The following is a 17,509-nucleotide window of genomic DNA, read 5'->3' as shown; positions in this document are numbered from 1 at the left end:
AATTCACAAAAAGGGACTGGCGAAAAGACCATCGCTCCGCCAATCCCTTGGCTGACGAGGTCTCCCGGGCTTTTATCCCGCCGTGCACCTGCGGGGATGTCTCCCCCGCAAGCGGCTGCTCTCGGACCAGCACCTTGCTTCGCAAGATCGGAACCCTAGCGGCCAACTCGACGCCATTGATGCACGAGGCGTGCCAGCGGGCCGGCAATTGAATCTCATGAGATTTTTCCGCGCGCGCGGCGCGGCCGCGATGGTGCCTTGCTCAAAGATTGCGCAGACCTGCTCAGAATTGGTTCTGTCCTTTCGCCACCGGCATCAGCAGGATCGCACGATGGCTGATGTCGAGGGGGAGTTCGATGCGCAAGCTTCTGAGCGTTCTGTGCGCCGGCCTCTGGCGCGGATTGCACGGCCGGTTCGGCCTGGTGCCGAAGTCCGAACTAAAAGACTGATCGCAAGATCGCAAAAAAGAGCCCCGCTCTGCAGCGGGGCTCCTGCACAGAGATCCTATTTCCGATCGGAGTTTTGCGCCGGCGACTGCGGGCTCTGGCCTGAGCCTGACGACGGCGGATTGTTGTTCTGGTTGGGCTGGCTCGACTGCGTGTCCCGGCCGGCATTTGACTGATTGCCGCTGCCCTGACCGACGGTCGACTGGTTCTGGTTCTGCGGTGCAGCCTGGCCCGTCGTATTCTGCTGCGGGGCCTGCTGCTGAGCGGACGGCTGATTTCCGCTCTGGCCGGTTGTCGACTGGTTCTGCGGCGAGTTCGCCTGACCCGTGGTGTTCTGCTGGGCAGGCTGCTGAGCGCCGGTCTGGCCGGTCGACTGGTTCTGCGGCGCGTTGTTGGTCTGACCGGTCGTCTGTCCAGTCGTGTTCTGCTCGGTGCGGCTCTGGCCGACCGTCGACGATGCGCCCGCGCCCTGACCGATCCGATCCGACAGGCCGAGTGCGGTCACCGTGCGCGTGTCGACGCTGCCGCTGGTCGTGATGCCCTCCTGACGCTGGAAGGTGATCAGCGCCTCGCGGGTCCGCGATCCCAATACACCGTCAGCCTCGCCGACCAGCAGGCCGCGGTCGATCAGCACCTGCTGCACCTCGCGGATCTGCTGCGGGTTCAGGTCCATCATCGCAACGCTAGCGCCACCACCGCCGCCGCCGCGATGGCTGAAGCGCGTCCGCGGTCCGACCGGGACCACGTCGACGACGCGGCGCTCGCGATCGAGGAACACGACTTCATCCTCGACGACGAAGAAACTATCGTCGCGATAATACGGGAACGCATCGATCAGCGCCGGGAAGGTTGCGACCGACACCGCGTTGAATCTCCGCGGCACCACCACGCCCGGATTGACCGCGAAGTTGATCGTACTGACATTGACGCGCGGTGCGTTACGCGCCGACAGCACCGAGCGCTGGATCGTGCTCTGCTGCTGCGAGGTCACGGTGCGCCCGGCCTCGGTCTGGATCGTGGCGTTCGACTGGGCCTGGGTTTGAGCGGTTGTCCCGGTTTGTCCCTGGGCCTGACCGGTGGTCTGTCCAGAGTTCATCCTGTTTTGCGTCGTGCCGGACTGCGGAGCGGCCGCGCCCGTGGTCTGGCCGGCTCGCGTATTCGGGGCTGCCGTTGTGCCCTGACCGGTGGTCGTGTTCGCGCTCTTTGCCTGACCCGTGGTCGTGCTCTGGCCGGTCGTCGTGCCCGCCTTGCCTTGAGTCATGCCTTGAGCCTTGTCCTGAGCCGTCCCCTGACCGGTCGTGGTGCCCTGGCTGCGGTTCGCAGTATTGGCGCGATTCTCCTGCTGCTGCTGGCTTTGCCGCGTCGTGGCGTTGCCGCGTTCGCGGGATTCAGATCGGCCCATCTGCTCGCGCTGGTTTCGGCTCTGGCCGACGGTCTGCTCTTGCTTGCTCTGGTCTTGCTTGCTCTGGCTGCGCTGACCCTGCTCGGCGCGGCCGCTCTCGCGGGCCTGGCCGGTGGTCTGGCTGCGCTCGGCCGCACCGCGGCCCATCTGTCCTTCAGCCCTGCCGCTCTCTCGTGCGCCCTGGCTTTCTCGTGCGCCACCCTGGCCGCGACCGGCCGTCATGCCTTCGCTTCGCCCTTCGCTTCGCGATGCCCCGGGACTGCCATGCATTGCGCCGCCGGAACTGCCGGCCGGCGAGCCTGCGGAGCGGCCGTGTTCGCTACCGCCACCGCCCGCGCCGACGCTTCCGCCACCACCCATGCCGCCCCCGCCCTCGCGCATGCTCTGCGCCGAAGCGAGACTGACGCCGGCCAACAGCACGGCCGTCGTCAGCAGAAACTTGCTCTTCATCATCTTGCTCTGCATTACCGATTCCTCCTGCAGTCTAGCGGCTGGCCGGATTGCGAAGCTTGGCGCCAAATGGCTGGCGCGCTCCGCGCCGTGGCCGCGTTCCAACAAAGCCGGCGAGCGACACGACGCAGCGGCGCGCGCGACTCACCGGTGAACCTGCCTTGTGAGGAAACAGCGTCGCCGCCCGCACCGTTCCTAGATGCCGGCGCGACGCGACATTTCGCACCAAGGGAACTGCCGAGCGATCAAGCTGCAGGAACCGATGGCCGCGCTTTCCCGTTTTGAAATCGAGCGTGGTTTCGCCGTCACGTCGATGTTCGGCCCTTTCACGCGGATCATCATTCGCTGCGACCGGCAGAGGATCGGAACCGGTTCCGTTCGCCCTTGAACATTTGATTCCCCGTCAACGGCGGCACCACTGCGCCCACCTCGCCGCCAGGCTTGTTGCAGGCCCAGGTTCATTGCAGGCGCGCGGCCATTCGCAACCAATGCCCCCCTGCCCCGTTGACCGGCTGGGCAACTATCATCGAGGAGGATCCCATGAGGAAGACAGGCCTTGTTCTTGCAACCGTCGGTGCGCTTGGGGTGAGCGCCATCGCAGCCCCGGCGCCCGCCGAAGCACGGTGGGGACACGGCGGGTGGGGTGCCGCGCTCGCAGGCGGATTGATTGCCGGCGCAGTCGTCGGCGGCCTCGCCTCGTCAGCCTACGGCTATCCCGGCTATTCCTATGGTTACGGCTACCCCGGCTATGGCTACGGTTATGGCTATTCGCCCGCCTATTACGGGTACGGCGGCTATGCCTATGACGACGGCTATTACGCTGCGCCGTATCGTTGGGGCGGCGGCTACACTACGACATATTATAGCGGATACCGGCCGGCCTATTACGGTTACCGCTATCGTCACGTGGTGCGCCCGGCATACGCCTATTATCGCGGCGGCTACCCGCGCTGGCATCATCGCTGGCATCATTGGTGAGATCGGCCAGACCGACGCGGCGCGGCCAGCCGAGCTGACCGGCGCCGGCAACGGTCGACCGGGTTGAGCGGCAGCGTTACCCGGCGACCCGCAGCGCGGTCACCGCGACGCAGGCGTTGCCTAACGGAATCAGCACCACCTGCGCGCCGTTCGGCAGCGCCATCGTCGCGAGATCACCGAGCGTGCCGGTCTGTCCGTTGAGCTTGGCGAGTTCGGCGGCAACCGTCGAACAGCTCTCCGTCCGCGGCGTCACCCGCACCAGATTGCCTTCGCAGGACGATCCAACCGGCGCGGCAAACACGATACCGGCGGCCTGCTGATTGGCGGCGGGGGTGGCTTGGCTGGCCTGGTTAGGTGCGAGCGCGACCAGCGACTGCACCGAATGCGAATTGCCGGCCTTGGCGTCCCACTGCGACTGCGCGGTGTAGCTGGAGTTCATCGCGAGGCCGCGGCCGAGCGTCCCGAACAGATTGGCGCAGGTCACGATGTTGCCCTGCCGCGCGTGCTCGTCGAACACGGTCGGTTGCTGGCCCGCCTGCTGCGGCGGAACGGATGCCGCGGCAGACGGCGGCGTCGGCGCTTCCTGCGGACGCTGCTTGTGCGGCTGCGGCTTCGCGGCGGCGGCGGGCTTTTTGGCCGGCGCGGGCGTCGCCGGCTGCAGCGGCATCGGCTGCGACTGGGCCGGCTGCATCTGCTGGGCATAGCCCACGACGCCGGCCGCACTGAGCGCCGCCACGACGACCGCCGTGAAAATCAGGATGGGGGTCTTCAGTCGCATCGGCGTATTCATCTTCTCGTCCCGCACTTCGATGCGTCGCTCCGGCTTCCGGATCCGCATGCAGCCTGTTGTCTCATTTCAGCTTCGCCAGCACACCGGACAGTCCGTCCAGCGGCGCCTCCAGCACGATCGGCCCTTGCGGCAGCTGATAGGACACGCGGCACGGCGTCGCCGCACGGATGTGCCGCCTCAGCACATTGCCGATCGCGACCGTGGCGAAGCAGAAACTGGCATCGCAGCGATCGGTCTGCGCGACGATGCGGTCCGGACTGTCGCCCAGCGCGAGCTCGATCTGCGCGCCGACCCCGGCGGCCGCGGGTATCCGCATCGCCATCAGCGGTTTGCCGTCGGCGGTCGCGATCAGCGACCAGTTGAAGGCGACCGCGCCCTGCGCGTTGACGATCGATTGCGTGACGTTGCAGACGCGGCGCTTCGATTTGAGACTCTCGTCGCAAATCAGGGTCCAGTTCTTGAACGGCTGGATCATCCGCCTGAACTCGCCGAGCGTCTCGCCCTCCGGCACCACGACGTCCGACGGCTTCACGGCGTAGGCGCCAGGCGGCGCGCCCTGCGCGGCGGCGCTCGCCGCCGCCCCGAGCCAGATCATCAAGGCCAGACACGCCAGCCGCCTCGTCGCCGTCAGGGTCAATTGAGCGTCAGGCTCACGCCGGCGCTGACGCCCCAGTCGCCGCCGGCGGTGGTTGCCGCGGCGTTGGTGCGCAGCTTGCCGTTCTCGCTGGTGTAGCCGATGCCGAAGGCGAGCGCGCCCTGGCTGCGCCAGACGCCGCCGCCCGCCGAGGCGCTCACCTTGCCGGGCCGGTCGTCATAGCGCAGTGATGCGGCGGCCATGCCGATCGCGGCCGCCCGCCAGGCGTCCTGCCGCACCTCGCCGATCTGGCCGTTGAGCTGCTGGAACGCGCTGTTGAGCTGATTGACGTTGACCGCATCGGTGCCGAGGACGCCGGGCGCCACGTTGCTGATGGTCACCGGCGCGCCGTTGCCGCTGTTCAGCGTCAGTTTGTTGGTGGTGTTGCCGGAACCGTCGGAGTCGTAGCGGATCGAGCTCGACGCAACCGCCTGGAGCTGGCTGACATTGACCGCGTCGGTCGCCGCCGAGCCGGCGGCAACATTGGTGACGCGGCGTTCGGCGCCGGACGAGCCGACCGACACTTCGCCGGTCGCAACGCCCGCGACGGTCTTGCCGACGACCGGCGTATAGGCCGCATCGCTCAGATTGGCCGTGGTGGTCGCGTTGGCGCCGAGCGCCAGCGAGTTGGCCTGCGTCGCCTTGGCGCCGGCGCCGATCGCGACCGAGTTGTCGGCCGACGCGGCCGAGCCGTTGCCCATTGAGATCGCATTGGCGCCGCTCGCGACCGACTGCGGCCCGATTGCGACGCTCTCCGCGCCGGTCGCGATGGAATCCGCCGCGGTCGAATTGGCGTGGAAATATTTCACGCCGCCACCGCCGGTCGAGATGTTGCTCACCGTGGTGTAGAGAGCGGCGAGCGAGGTGTTGGTGGCCCAGAGCTGCGAGCCGTTGATCGCGTCGGTCGAGGTCTGGGTGATCTGGCCCGCGGCCACGTTGGTGATGGTGCGCTCCGCACCGGCGCTGCCGACACTGACGGTCGAGGTCGGCGTCGTGCCGGCGAAGTTGTAGGTGTAGGTGGTGCCGCCGATCGAGGTGCTCGAAGTCGCGACCACAGTGGAGGTGGTCGAATTGGCACCGAGCGCGACGTCGCCGGCCTGCGCCGTCGCCTTGGCGTTCGGACCGAGCGCAACGCTTGTCGGGTTGGTGGTCTGGGATCCGGCGCCGATCGACACCGACTGGACGCCGCTGGCCTGGGCATTGGTGCCGAACGCGATCGAATCGGCGAAGTTGGACACCGAATTCTGGCCGATCGCGATGCCGCCGGGCGCGGTCTGCGCCACGGTTGCGCCGAAGCCCATGCCGATGCCGTTGTCGCCGTTGACCACGGTCGCAGGGCCCACCGCGACCGAATTGTTGCCGACCGCGAGCGAGTCGGCGAGCGTCGAGTTGGCGTGGAAGTATTTCGTCGTCGTGGTCGCGAACGACGTCAGCGCACCGGTCAGCTGGCGCACGGTGACGGCGTCGCTGTCCTGGGTGCCGTCGGCCACGTTGGTGATCTGCCGGTAGCTCGTCGCGTTGCCGACCGACACCGCGCCGAGCAGCGCTAGATCGGTGGTGTTGTAGGGGATGATGGTGCCGCCGATCGTGCCGGACGCCGGCGCGAGCGCGCGGTTGGAAATCGACCCCGAGCCGAGCGCAACGCCATCCGCGACCGAGGCCTGGGTGTTGAAGCCGAGCGCCGTGGCATTCGCCGCCGTCGCCGACGCGGCAACGCCGGCCGCCATCGAGTTCACGCCGGTCGCGCCGCTGTTGTTGTAGTTGGCCTGCTGGGTGCCGCCGTCGTTGACGCCATAATAATGCGTCAGGCCGTTGCTGACGACGGTCGACAGGCTGTCGATCGCGGACGTCGCGGCAAACAGCTGCGAGCCGTTGATCGCATCGGTCGAGCCGTTGCTGACCCGTCCCGCCGCGACGTTGGTGATGGTGCGCTCATTGCCGACCGAGCCGACGCTGACCGTCGAGGTCGGGGTGGTGCCGGCGAAGCTGTAGGTGTTGCCGCCGATGACGATGCTGGCGGTTTGAACCGCCGTGCTGGTCTGACTGCCCGAGCCGAGCGCGATGTCGTTGGCGTTCGCGGCGTTGGCGCCGTTGCCGATCGACACCGAGCCGCTGCCGGTCGCGGTCGACACCGGTCCGATCGCAACCGAGTCGGTCCCCGCCGCGGAGGAATCCGCCAGCGTCGAATTGGCGTGGAAATATTTGATGCCGCCGCCGGTGTTGATGTTGTTGACGGTGGTGGCGAGGCCGTCAACCGCCTGGTTGGTGGCCCAGAGCTGCGATCCGTTGATCGCATCGGTCGAAGAGTTGCTGATGCGGCCCGCCGCGACATTGGTGATGGTGCGCTCCGCGCCGACCGCACCGACGCTGACGGTCGAGACCGCTGTCGTTCCGGCGAAGCTGTAGGTGGTGCCGTTGATCACCGTGTTCGGCGTGTTGACCGCGGCAGCGGTGACGCTGCCGGAGCCGAGCGCGACATCGCCGGAGCTTGCCGCCGCTGTGGCGCCGTTGCCCAATGCGATATTGCCCGCAAGACCGGCGGCGCCCGCGGTGGAGCCATTGCCGAGCGCCACGGAGCCCTGCCCGATCGCCTTGTTGTTGTTGCCGATCGCGACGGCGCCGTTGGCCTGGTTGGCGGCGGTGGCGCTCGCCGTACCGTCACTGTTGGCGATGTTGTTCGCGCCGCCGGTGAAGGCGCCGGTGCCGCTGGCATAGCTGGGATCGCCGATCGCCACGGCGCCGTTGCCAAAGGCGGTGTTGTTCGCGCCGATCGAAACGGCCTGCCCGCCGGAGGCCGTCGCATTGGTGCCCACGGCGACAGCATTGGCGGCACTGGCCGCCGCATTGTTGCCAACGGCGATTGCGCTCGTGGCCGATGCTTTGGCGCCGATGCCGAGTGCGGTACTGGCGATTCCGCTGGCGCTGGCGCTGACGCCGGCCGCGAGCGAATTGTCTCCCGTCGCGTGCGCTCCAGACCCGAACGAGGAAGAGTTTTGGCCGCTGGCAACGGCCGTGTTGCCAATCGCAGTGCTGGCGGCGGCACTCGCATTTGAGGCAGTGCCGATCGCCAGCGAACTTGTGCCGGCGGCACTGGCCCCAACACCGGTTGCGAGCGAACTGATGCCGGCGGATGCCGCATTGTTGCCGATCGCGATGCCGCCCGTCGCTGCACTGTTGACGACCGCGCCCGATCCGATCGCAACCGAGCCCCCGGTACTCAGAGCCTGCGCCTGATTGCCCACAGCCACGGCAAAATCTGCGGCTGCGTTGCTGGAGCTGCCTCCGGCGAATGAGTTGATCCCCGACGCGGTCGCCTGCTTGCCAAGAGCAGTCGCGCTGTCCGCCGAGGCAACGGATGCCCAGCCTCCGGCCCACGAATAGTTGGCGCTCGCCAAGGAGCTGACGCCGACCGCGGTGGCATTGCCCCCGGTGGCGCTGGCGAATGTGCCCAGGGCGCTCGTGCCGGCGCCGGTGGCATTGGCTTGAACACCGAGCGCGACCGAATTGACGCCGCTCGAGACCGTGCCCTGGCCCAGCGCCATTGCACCGCCAGTGCCTGTTGCCTTCGCGTTCAGGCCAAGCGCCACCGAGTACTGTGCAGACGCAACGGATGAACGTCCAACCGCAATGGCGTCGACCTGGGATGCTGTCACATCCGTGCCGATGCCGATGGCGCTCGTAGCGAGCGCGCCGGTTCCCGCGGCCGTACGCGACCCGAGATAGAGAGAGTTTAGCTGTGAAGCGATCGACTGAAAACCGATCGCGATGGCGTTCTGGGCGCCGGCGCTGGTGCCGGTGCCTTGGGCAACTGCATCCAGCCCGGCTGCGTTTGCTCCACTCCCGATCGCGATGGCGCGCAGGCCGCTGGCCGACGAATTGGTGTCGATCGCCACGGAATCGGTGCCGGTCGCAGTTCCACCACCAAGCTGTACGCTTCCGGCGCTCGCGGCCGAGGCGGTTACTACGACGACAGCAAATGCACCAAGCGTCACGGCAACGGCCGACGCTCGCCCGCCGCCGCCGAGCGCACCAAGTCCCAGCCGATCGCGCTTCACACCCAAAACCCGGTGCGCCAACCGCAACACCGCCAGCAACCGCCGCCGCAGCGAACGGCTGCCCGCATCGCCCGTTGCGACCCAGCTCCGGACGAAGCCGGCGCGGCCCTGACGCGTCAGCGATTCGGTTGAATTGCGTGCGATGGCCATGGTGCGTCCCCTTTGCGACATCTTGAAAAGACGTCGGGGGAGCCATGCCGCGGACTGTACCGACATGCGCGTCCCTTGGGAGCGCATGTGGAGATGTGAAGACCGCGCGACGTGCGCTCGCCTTCCGGTCCTGGCCGATGATGTGTCGAACTCAACGAGCGCATCTTGCCACCCAGCGCTCGCTCGACTGCCCCACCAATTTGCCCCGAGTCGTCATGAACAAAAATGATAGACACATATTTGACAACGTCACTCAGCAGGCCGTCCAAATAACACGCAGATCGTCTCACAAGTTGAAGGATTTGCTCGATGCACCATGAGTTGTTTGCACGCATCTCAACCGGTGGTTGATCGACGGCGCATGCGTTCGCGCATCTCGCGCGGGCTGACGCCGAATTCGCGGCGGAAGGCGCGGGTGAAATCGGACGCCAGCTTGAAGCCGTGGCGATAGGCGATCTCCTGCACCTGCCTGTCGGCGGACGAGACGAGTTCTGCATGTGCCGCGCGCAGCCGCTTGCGCAGGATGTAGCCGGCAACGCCCCCGACGCTCTCGAATGCACGGTAGAGGGCAGAACGCGAGATCCGCAATTGCTGCGCGATGCGGTCCGGCGTCAGGTCGAAGTCGGCGAGATGCGACTCTATATAAAGACGCGCCCGCTCGAACAGCACGGACTCGATCGCGCCGCGTGCCTGCTCCAGCCGATCCGAGGAGAGCTGGATGCACGCGGCGATCATCTGCGCGGTCGCCCGCCCCGCCTGCCTCAACTCCTCCGCGGACATCAGGGTGATGCGCGTTTCGAGTCGGTCGAGATAGTCCGCCAGCAACTCGATCAGGTTGCCTTCGAGTAGAATATTGCAGACAGCGTCGAGCTGATCGGCCACACCGGCGAACGACTGGCGCGGCAAGCCCAGCACCAGGCCGTCATAGTCCGTGATGCTGCCGCGGAAATCCTCATCGAGCGAGATCAGGAACATGGCGCCCGGCCCGGCGTGAATCCGCCGCTCTGCGGTCTCGAAGCGGGCTTCGCCGGAGCGCACCCGGTACAGCCACCAGATATCGACGGGCGCGCCATGCGACGGTCTGATGACGCGGGCGAATGATTGCGCGGCAAAGCGCCCCGAGGTGAAGACGACGTCGGCCATGTTGCAGGTCAGGTACTCCACCAGGAACCCGTGCGCAGGGCTATGACCTTCCGGTGGCGCAACGTCGACCAGCGAAGCCATCCGCGTTTTCCAGACCTCGAACTGCTCCGAGGGCGGATAGGGTCGTGTCGAGAACAGCCGCGGCGGCGCGGGGGCTATATCCCTGATGTCCCGCGGCTCGCGCGGCAAGGGAGCGTGTTCCAGGAGCTGCGCTGCGTGTGCCGGCGTCTTGTCGTCTTCTTGCATGTACTTTCGTGCCCCGTTGGCGCGAACGACGAACGTTGGCTCAACGGAGGCGCATTCCCAAGGTTGCGTCGCCGGCCGCTCACAGACCGGCGAATTTCGGGGAAGACAAGGAAGAGGCATTTCGGGATTCGGACATCGACGGCTTACGCCGGCCGCTCCCGATAGGGTTGACGCAGGTTCCTCTGGCAGTCGTGCTCGCACATGGCGTTCATCATTGTCGCGTCATTGCCGTGTCCCGCTCGGATGCTCCGTCACGGATCGGCTCGACTGATCTAGAGAACAATCTGCGCGAGAACCAGAGGGGCGGCAACGCGCGTCGTGCAGAAATCCAAAATTGCGTTCATGCGATGCGATCGGGCAACGCATCATCGCAGAGTCTTCGGAAAATTTTCTCGATCTCCGCGCCTGGACGAAACGCATGTCGCTGCAAAGGCGTGACCTAAGCACGGTAGATGACATATCGATTATCCCACGCATGATCGCATTGCGAGCGCTCTTGCCCAATCATGCGGCAACCCACCGCGTGCGACGTGAATGCAGCCGTACGAATCGAACACGAGCGCTGCGTGCATGCGGCGCGCACGCTGCAGCATTCACATCTGCGCGTCGAGATGACGAAAGTCACGACTGCCCGACGAATTTTTTCGGCGAGCACAGCGCGCCGAGCAAGCGAAGCGCCGCAGGCGGCTCGCGCCGTCCCGCGAGGTCATGCCGCGCGCGATGCGAGAGAAAACCCTGCCGCTGCTGCTCAAGCCTGCACGCGCGCGGATTTCCTGTACTGCGCGGTTTCAGCGCGCAGCAGATCGCAGAATTGAAGTGCGAGACGGCTTCGCGGTCGCTGCGAAGGAAGCAGCAACATGGTGGCGATCTCCAGCCGCGGCACGAACGGCTTGAGGACGATTCTGGAGCTTGCAAAATCCCGGGCCACGATCGGGTCGACGATCGAGAAACCCAGTCCCTGCGCAACCAGGGCACAACGCTGCATGCTGTACTGGATCTCCGCGACCGTCTTGATCTCAACCTTGGCCTCATCGAGGATGCGTTCAAAGCGGGATCGATGCGGTGCGCTCGGGGAAGCTGCGATCATGGGCTCCCCCCGCAGGTCTTGCGCTGAGATCGATCGCTTCGAGCGCAACCGGTGCTGGCGGGGCAGGACGCAGACCGCCTCCGTTGTCATGAGGAGCTCGTCGTCGACCGCGGCAAACCCCGCCTGCGGCCGCGCCAGCCCGACGTCGCATTGTCCCGAGGCCACCAGGCTCCAGACGCGCTCGGGGCTGTGGACGGCCACGGATACGACGATGTCGGGATTCTTCCTCAGGAAGCTGCTGACGATCTGCGGCATCAACGAATAGGTGAACGCCGGAAGACATGCGATCCTGAGCGTCCCGCTGCCACGCTCGCGAATGCCGCGCGCGGCGCGCGCCAGATATTCGAGGCCGGCCTGGCTTCTCTCGACCTCGCGCAGGAATATCTCGCCTTCCGGCGTCAGCGTGACGCCGCCTCGCCCGCGTTCGAACAACGCAAAGCCGATCTCGCGCTCGAGACGTGCGATCGCGCGGCTGATGAAAGGCTGCCCCACCCGAAGGCTCAAGGCGGCCTTGGTGATTCCGTTGTGGCGCACGACCTCTCGAAACAGGTCAACATGTCTTGGATTCAGGGGCATGACCAATTTGCATATGAACTGGCGTTCCGGTCATTTGACGGCATGCGCATCGGGTGCGTCAATACGGCATGTACCCGTCGAGCAACCATGCAAGCTTCGCCACCGACCGCATCCTGTTGACCAGGATCACCGGCCCGGAGACTTCGCGCGCGCAGCAGCTTCGCGAGGCAGCCATGCTGCGGCGGCTCGATCGCGGGACATCTGACCGGCCGAATACCGCGCGCCTGGCGACGGCATGGGACCAGGTCGACACCGCGGCCGCGTTCGCAATCGAGGCCGCTGGATCGGGAGACCTTCTCGGCGTTTCCGGGTTCGGCGCGATCGACCGGCACGAGAAGCGGGCGACCTTCGCTCCGATCTGGACCGTCGGACGACTGGACGAGGCCGTGCTCGTCAGTCACGTTGCACATCTGATGACGCGGTATGCGTTCGAGGTGCTCGTCGTCGAGCGGGCCGAGGTGCATCTGGACTGGCGCCGGAGGCATATGCTTGATCTCTACGCCAACCTCGGCTTCCGCTGCGAAGGCAGACTTCGCGCATATTTCGCAGCCGATGAAGAGCCGTCCGCCGATGCTGCGGTCCTCAGCGTGGTTCGCTCCGAATGGCCCTCCGTTGTGCGTCGGCAGCGCGGGGTTCTCGCTGGCGAAACGTGGCGCTACCAGCTTCCGTCCGACCGCCCTCCATAGCGGCGGCCAAGCTCGGACAAAACGATGTCACGAGAATGCGGGCGTATGACTCAACGGTCGAGCCACATACTCGGTGTCGTCCCTGCGAAAGCAGGGCCGAGGTGTGGGAAAGAGCCGCGACGGCTTCCCGGCGCCGTCTGTTCGAGAGACGGGCGGAACGAGATTCAAAGCTCGGACAAATCATGTCGCGAGAATGCGGATGTGTGACTCACCGGCCGCGCAATACATGCGGTGTCGTCCCTGCGAAAGTGTTTGGTCCCGTATGATTGGCGAGGGCCCGCATTGGGGCCTGGTAGCGGAGGCATTTGAGCCTGGTTCGATTGTAGTCGTGGACGAATTTGGCGATGAAGGTGTCTCGATCGGCGTGATCGATGAAGGTCCGCCGGGCGCTGCCACGCTTTGTTTCGCGGCCAATGGCTTCGGCGATGCGCCGGTTGAAACGTTCGACGAGTCCGTTGGTCTGCGGATGGTAGGGCTTGGTCAGGCGATGCTGGATGCCGCACTGTCGGCAGAGTTGATCAAAGGGGTGGTCGCCGGAAGGCTTCCCGGGCGGCTTGTTCTTCTTGTCGACGGCGAAGCGGTCGGTGAACTCGGCACCGTTGTCGGTGAGGATAGTGTGAACCTGGTGCGGAAAATCAGCCAGGAAGCGCTTAAGGAAACCGGTCGCGGTCGCTCCGTCCCGCTTGGAATGGACCTCGACAAAGACGTAGCGGGTGGCTCGGTCGATGGCGACAAAGGCATAGCTGGTGCGGCGCTGCAGTGCCGGCAGATACTTCACGTCGATATGGATGAAGCCGATACTGGCATTCTCGAAGACGCCGGCTTTGGGCTTGTCAGGCTTGGCAAGCCGGCTGATGCCATTGCGCTGCAGGCAGCGGTGAATAGCACTACGGGACAGCTTGGCGTTGATGCATCGCCGCATCACCTCAACGATGTCGTCCAGCGGCAATTGGAGCGACGTCCGCAGTTCACAAACGGCCCTTTCTTCAACCGCGGAGAGGCTGGTCGTGAGGTTCTTCGGCCGGTGCGAGCGGTCTTCGACCGTCGTGCGGCTGCGCCAGCGATAAATCGTGGTCTCGCTGACCCCCAGTTCGGCCGCCAACTGAGCGACCGACTTCCGGCTGCGCTGGATGTAGGCACGTGTCTTCGGCGTCGTCGTGGCGTTCGCGTGCAAGCTCAGTTCCATGACACGAGGCGCTCCCTAACAAAGGCCACGCCTCGTTCTACACCGATTCCATCCAACCAATCTGCAGGGACCAAACACGAACGCAGGGACCCATAACCGCCGACGTCACTTGGCTTGCAGCGCTGGGCGCCACAGCTTGCTTCAACAACACAGCCCTGTGGTTATGGGTCCCTGCTTTCGCAGGGACGACTCGTGGAAAGAGCCGCGCGCTCTCACTCTCCTTGGTGTCATGCCCGTGCGTGGGGGCATCCACTATGCCGCGGCTTCTCGGTTCAAGCACCGGCGTCTCTGGAATACCGGACCACCCGCCTTCGCGAGTGATGACATCGAGAACTTGGAGCGATGGATTGCTTCGTCGCTTCGCTTCTCGCAATGACGGGTCGAGAGATTTATGGAGGTATCAAGAAACGGCTTGCCGAGCCGCAGCTCGCGGCCAAGGGCCCGCCTCCGCCCGTTGGGCTTCGGCGCCGGCGTCCGTCTTCGCTTTCACTACGTTCAAGCTACGCCGGACACGCTTCGACCTGAAGGTCTCCGCGTAGCTGCGCCACGCGAAGCCCGTCAGGGCGAAGCGTGGTGGGTGCGACAGGGATCGAACCTGTGACCCCTACCATGTCAAGGTAGTGCTCTCCCGCTGAGCTACGCACCCAAAGCGTATTTGGATCGGGTCCCTATAACGGACGGCGGCGGGGCAGGCAAGGATACAAAGTGAAGGTTTTTTGGCGAATCAGGCCGCCAGCAACTTATTCACTTCGCTGACCAATTCCCTGAGGTGCACGGGCTTGGCCAGCACCTTGGCGTTTTTCGGCGCCTCCGAATCGGAATTGAGGGCCACCGCGGCAAAGCCGGTGATGAACATGATCTTGATATCGGGATCGAGTTCCGAGGCACGGCGCGCCAGCTCGATACCGTCCATCTCGGGCATCACGATGTCGGTGAGCAGCATTTCGAACGGCTCCTCGCGCAGCCGCTGGTAGGCCGACATGCCGTTGTCGTGCGGCGAGACCTTGAAACCCGCGTTTTCGAGCGCCTTGACCAGGAAGCGGCGCATATCGGTGTCGTCTTCGGCGAGAAGTATTTTCGGCATGGCAGGAATCGTCGAATCCGGCTTGAGGAGCAGTCCGAACAGTAAGCCCGACAGACGGTAAATTTCGGGTGAAATTTGCGTCAAGCCAGCGGCAAATGCGCGCCACCCATTTGTGGACCGAACCAGACATCGAATCAACCGGGTGCCGCATTTGCTGCTTTTAAGACGCGTTCCAGCTGAAACCACACTCTTTTCACTTGGCAGAATGATCGCGATTACCGACAATGCGTGCCCATAAATCTCCGCTTTTCCGGCAGACTCAGTTGCTGCGGGGGCGAGGCGGACGCAAGGGACGGCGCCAAGGGAATGACCGAATTTGCTGGCGAGTTGTCGCCCCCGTTCGAGATCGTTGAGCCGCAGGCCTGGCGCGCGCCGATCATCTTCAATTCCCCGCATTCGGGCTCGGTCTATCCGGCCGAATTCCTCGACGCGTCGCGAATCGATGTGGTGTCGCTGCGCCGCTCCGAAGACTCTTTCATGGACGAGCTGATCGCGGGCCTCAGCGATCGCGGCTTTCCGATCGTGCGGGTCAACTTCCCGCGCTCCTATGTCGACGTGAACCGCGAGCCCTACGAGCTCGACCCGCGCATGTTCACCGGGCGGCTGCCGAGCTTTGCCAATACGCGTTCGATGCGGGTGGCCGGCGGGCTCGGCACCATCCCGCGCGTGGTCGGCGACGGCCAGGAGATCTATCGCGAGCGGCTCGACGTCGACGAGGCGCTGCGCCGGATCGAGGTGCTCTACAAGCCCTATCACCGCGCGCTGCGCCGGCTGATCAACAAGGCGCACCAGGCGTTCGGCGCCGTGATCGTGGTCGACTGCCACTCGATGCCGTCGGTCGGCGTGTCGCGCGACGAGCCGCGCCGGCCCGACGTCGTGATCGGCGACCGCTACGGCACGAGCTGTGCGCCGCTATTGCCCGACCTCGTCGAGGAGATCATGAGCTCGCTCGGCTATTCGATCGGCCGCAACAAGCCCTATGCCGGCGGCTTCATCACCGAGCATTACGGCAATCCGGCGAGCGGCCTGCACACCGTGCAGATCGAGCTCAACCGCGCGGTCTATATGGATGAGCGCCGCCGCGAGCGCGGCCCTCGCTTCGCGCAGGTGGCCGCCGACTTTGCGACCTTGGCCGATGCGCTGGCGAAAATCCCGTTCGGCGATCTCGGCCCGTTCCAGGCGGCCGCGGAGTAGCGCTCGGTTCGGCCGGGACTGCGGTTGCCAGCCGAAGCCGTGAACGTGGAATTCAATTGACGACCGGGCCTCACGCGAAACTGGATTCCGTATTCACGCGCGGAAGCAATGAGCCAAGAAAAAAGGGCCGCTTGAATGAACAAGCGGCCCAAGTCTAGGGAGGAAACGCCCAAGGAGGGCAGCGATAGCGCGAGGCGCTACCGCACCGCAACAATATGCGACCGCGCTGCACAAAACGCAAGAACTTTCGAAACATTTCTTGGGTAATGTTGGAAAGTCTGGCGAAACTGCAACAGGCCGGCAGGAGCGGCTTTCCGTATGTAGGATCAATATCTTACAAGGAAAGCCCCGAGCGGTCGGCGGTTTGCGCATAGCTTGTATACCAGAATTCGCAACTTCGTGATCGAGGCCGAGACCCGGGGCGCTTTCGAATCCGAAGCCAAATCGAAAGTCCGGAACCGCGTCATCGGGCTGGATAACACTCCGTTAATCGTGCGCGCCGCGCCGGATTGAGCTAGGCAAGAACGCATCCGATTTCTACCGCGTCGTTTGCGCAGTTCAGGGACATGCCGTGACGGTCATCGACTTTACCGCCTTCATCGGCCGCCTCGCGACCGCATCCGGCGAAACCATCTTGCCGTTCTTCCGCACCTCGCTCTCGGTCGACAACAAGAGCTCGAACGATTTCGATCCGGTCACCGAGGCCGACCGGGCGGCGGAAGCCGTGATGCGGCGGCTGATCAAGTCGAACTTCCCCCAGCACGGCATTGTCGGCGAGGAGTTCGGCAATGAGCGCGAGGACGCCGACTATGTCTGGGTGCTCGATCCGATCGACGGCACGAAATCCTTCATCGCCGGCTTTCCGATCTGGGGCACGCTGATCGCGCTGCTGCACAAAGGTACGCCGGTATTCGGCATGATGCACCAGCCCTATATCGGCGAGCGCTTCTCCGGCGACAACGGCTCGGCGCATTACTCCGGCCCGTCGGGCGAACGGCGGCTCTCGGTGCGGCGCTGCGCCTCGCTGAAGGAAGCGACCGTCTTCACCACGAGCCCGCTGCTGATGAATCCGGATGACCGCGCCCGCTTCGGCCGTATCGAGAATACGGCGCGCCTGTCGCGCTATGGCGGCGACTGCTACTCCTATTGCATGCTCGCCGCCGGTCATCTCGACCTCGTGGTCGAGACCGAGCTGAAGCCCTACGACATTGCCGGCCTGATCCCGATCGTCACCGGCGCCGGCGGCGTCGTCACCACCTGGGACGGCAAGCCGGCGCAAAGCGGCGGCCGGATCATCGCGGCCGGCGACCCGCGCGTGCATGAAGCGGCCATGAAGCTTTTGAACGCCTGAGTTCCCTGCCTGATTCTTGAGTTGCCGGGCGTCTGATCTGCGCCCATCCTG

At 65.2% G+C, this 17,509-nt stretch carries 13 protein-coding genes, 1 tRNA gene and 1 riboswitch; of the genes, 5 read left to right on the top strand and 9 right to left on the bottom strand.

Annotated elements, in window-relative coordinates; translation table 11 throughout:
- Window positions 1-59: 59 nt before the first annotated feature.
- A riboswitch (guanidine-I (ykkC/yxkD leader) is annotated at window positions 60-170 on the bottom strand.
- 334 nt (window positions 171-504) lie between these two features.
- Window positions 505-2,313 carry a peptidoglycan-binding protein gene (locus ACVIHF_RS40415; RefSeq protein WP_456793693.1) on the bottom strand — a complete coding sequence of 603 codons (1,809 nt, stop codon included), beginning with the start codon at window positions 2,311-2,313 and terminating at the stop codon, window positions 505-507.
- A gap of 247 nt (window positions 2,314-2,560) precedes the next feature.
- On the opposite strand from ACVIHF_RS40415, the gene ACVIHF_RS40410 reads away from it, so the two are divergent.
- Together ACVIHF_RS40410 and ACVIHF_RS40405 are read left to right on the top strand one after the other, a co-directional pair.
- Window positions 2,561-2,686 carry a hypothetical protein gene (locus ACVIHF_RS40410; protein ID WP_456793692.1) on the top strand — a complete coding sequence of 42 codons (126 nt, stop codon included), beginning with the start codon at window positions 2,561-2,563 and terminating at the stop codon, window positions 2,684-2,686.
- Between the two features lie 152 nt (window positions 2,687-2,838).
- On the top strand, window positions 2,839-3,276 hold the full coding sequence (locus tag ACVIHF_RS40405) for a hypothetical protein (protein ID WP_456793691.1): 438 nt from the start codon (window positions 2,839-2,841) through the stop codon (window positions 3,274-3,276).
- Window positions 3,277-3,352: 76 nt separating this feature from the next.
- Here ACVIHF_RS40405 and ACVIHF_RS40400 read toward each other — a convergent pair whose 3' ends face one another.
- From ACVIHF_RS40400 to ACVIHF_RS40380, 5 genes are all read right to left on the bottom strand, one after another.
- On the bottom strand, window positions 3,353-4,114 hold the full coding sequence (locus ACVIHF_RS40400; RefSeq protein WP_456793690.1) for a hypothetical protein: 762 nt from the start codon (window positions 4,112-4,114) through the stop codon (window positions 3,353-3,355).
- A 13-nt stretch (window positions 4,115-4,127) separates the two neighbouring features.
- Window positions 4,128-4,703, bottom strand: a complete 576-nt coding sequence (locus tag ACVIHF_RS40395) for an invasion associated locus B family protein (protein ID WP_253604436.1) — start codon at window positions 4,701-4,703, stop codon at window positions 4,128-4,130.
- Window positions 4,700-8,905, bottom strand: a complete 4,206-nt coding sequence (locus ACVIHF_RS40390; RefSeq protein WP_456793689.1) for a beta strand repeat-containing protein — start codon at window positions 8,903-8,905, stop codon at window positions 4,700-4,702. The genes ACVIHF_RS40395 and ACVIHF_RS40390 overlap by 4 nt, the downstream gene beginning before the upstream one ends.
- Window positions 8,906-9,241: 336 nt before the next feature.
- Window positions 9,242-10,294, bottom strand: a complete 1,053-nt coding sequence (locus tag ACVIHF_RS40385) for a helix-turn-helix domain-containing protein (protein ID WP_456793688.1) — start codon at window positions 10,292-10,294, stop codon at window positions 9,242-9,244.
- A 748-nt stretch (window positions 10,295-11,042) separates the two neighbouring features.
- Entirely contained in the window at window positions 11,043-11,957 is a 915-nt protein-coding gene (locus ACVIHF_RS40380) for a LysR substrate-binding domain-containing protein (RefSeq protein WP_253609803.1), read from the bottom strand.
- A 173-nt stretch (window positions 11,958-12,130) separates the two neighbouring features.
- On the opposite strand from ACVIHF_RS40380, the gene ACVIHF_RS40375 reads away from it, so the two are divergent.
- A complete protein-coding gene (locus ACVIHF_RS40375) occupies window positions 12,131-12,643 on the top strand; it encodes a GNAT family N-acetyltransferase (protein WP_456793687.1) in 513 nt (170 codons plus the stop codon).
- Between the two features lie 208 nt (window positions 12,644-12,851).
- Here ACVIHF_RS40375 and ACVIHF_RS40370 read toward each other — a convergent pair whose 3' ends face one another.
- The 3 genes from ACVIHF_RS40370 to cpdR all read right to left on the bottom strand — a co-directional run bounded on the left by ACVIHF_RS40370 (window position 12,852) and on the right by cpdR (window position 14,913).
- Window positions 12,852-13,829 carry an IS481 family transposase gene (locus ACVIHF_RS40370; RefSeq protein WP_456793686.1) on the bottom strand — a complete coding sequence of 326 codons (978 nt, stop codon included), beginning with the start codon at window positions 13,827-13,829 and terminating at the stop codon, window positions 12,852-12,854.
- 571 nt (window positions 13,830-14,400) lie between these two features.
- Window positions 14,401-14,475, bottom strand: a tRNA-Val gene (locus ACVIHF_RS40365).
- 78 nt (window positions 14,476-14,553) lie between these two features.
- The gene (gene cpdR, locus ACVIHF_RS40360; protein ID WP_016843340.1) at window positions 14,554-14,913 is read right to left on the bottom strand and encodes a cell cycle two-component system response regulator CpdR; all 360 of its coding nucleotides are present in this window, start codon (window positions 14,911-14,913) and stop codon (window positions 14,554-14,556) included.
- A 306-nt stretch (window positions 14,914-15,219) separates the two neighbouring features.
- Between cpdR and ACVIHF_RS40355 the strand changes: the two genes are divergently transcribed.
- On the top strand, window positions 15,220-16,107 hold the full coding sequence (locus ACVIHF_RS40355) for an N-formylglutamate amidohydrolase (protein ID WP_456793685.1): 888 nt from the start codon (window positions 15,220-15,222) through the stop codon (window positions 16,105-16,107).
- A gap of 571 nt (window positions 16,108-16,678) precedes the next feature.
- Entirely contained in the window at window positions 16,679-17,458 is a 780-nt protein-coding gene (gene hisN / locus ACVIHF_RS40350; protein ID WP_456777748.1) for a histidinol-phosphatase, read from the top strand.
- Window positions 17,459-17,509 lie beyond the last annotated feature (51 nt).

The organism is Bradyrhizobium sp. USDA 4506 (assembly GCF_054058795.1).
The sequence above is the reverse complement of the archived record's forward strand: the minus strand, read 5'-3'. Positions and strand labels throughout refer to the sequence as shown.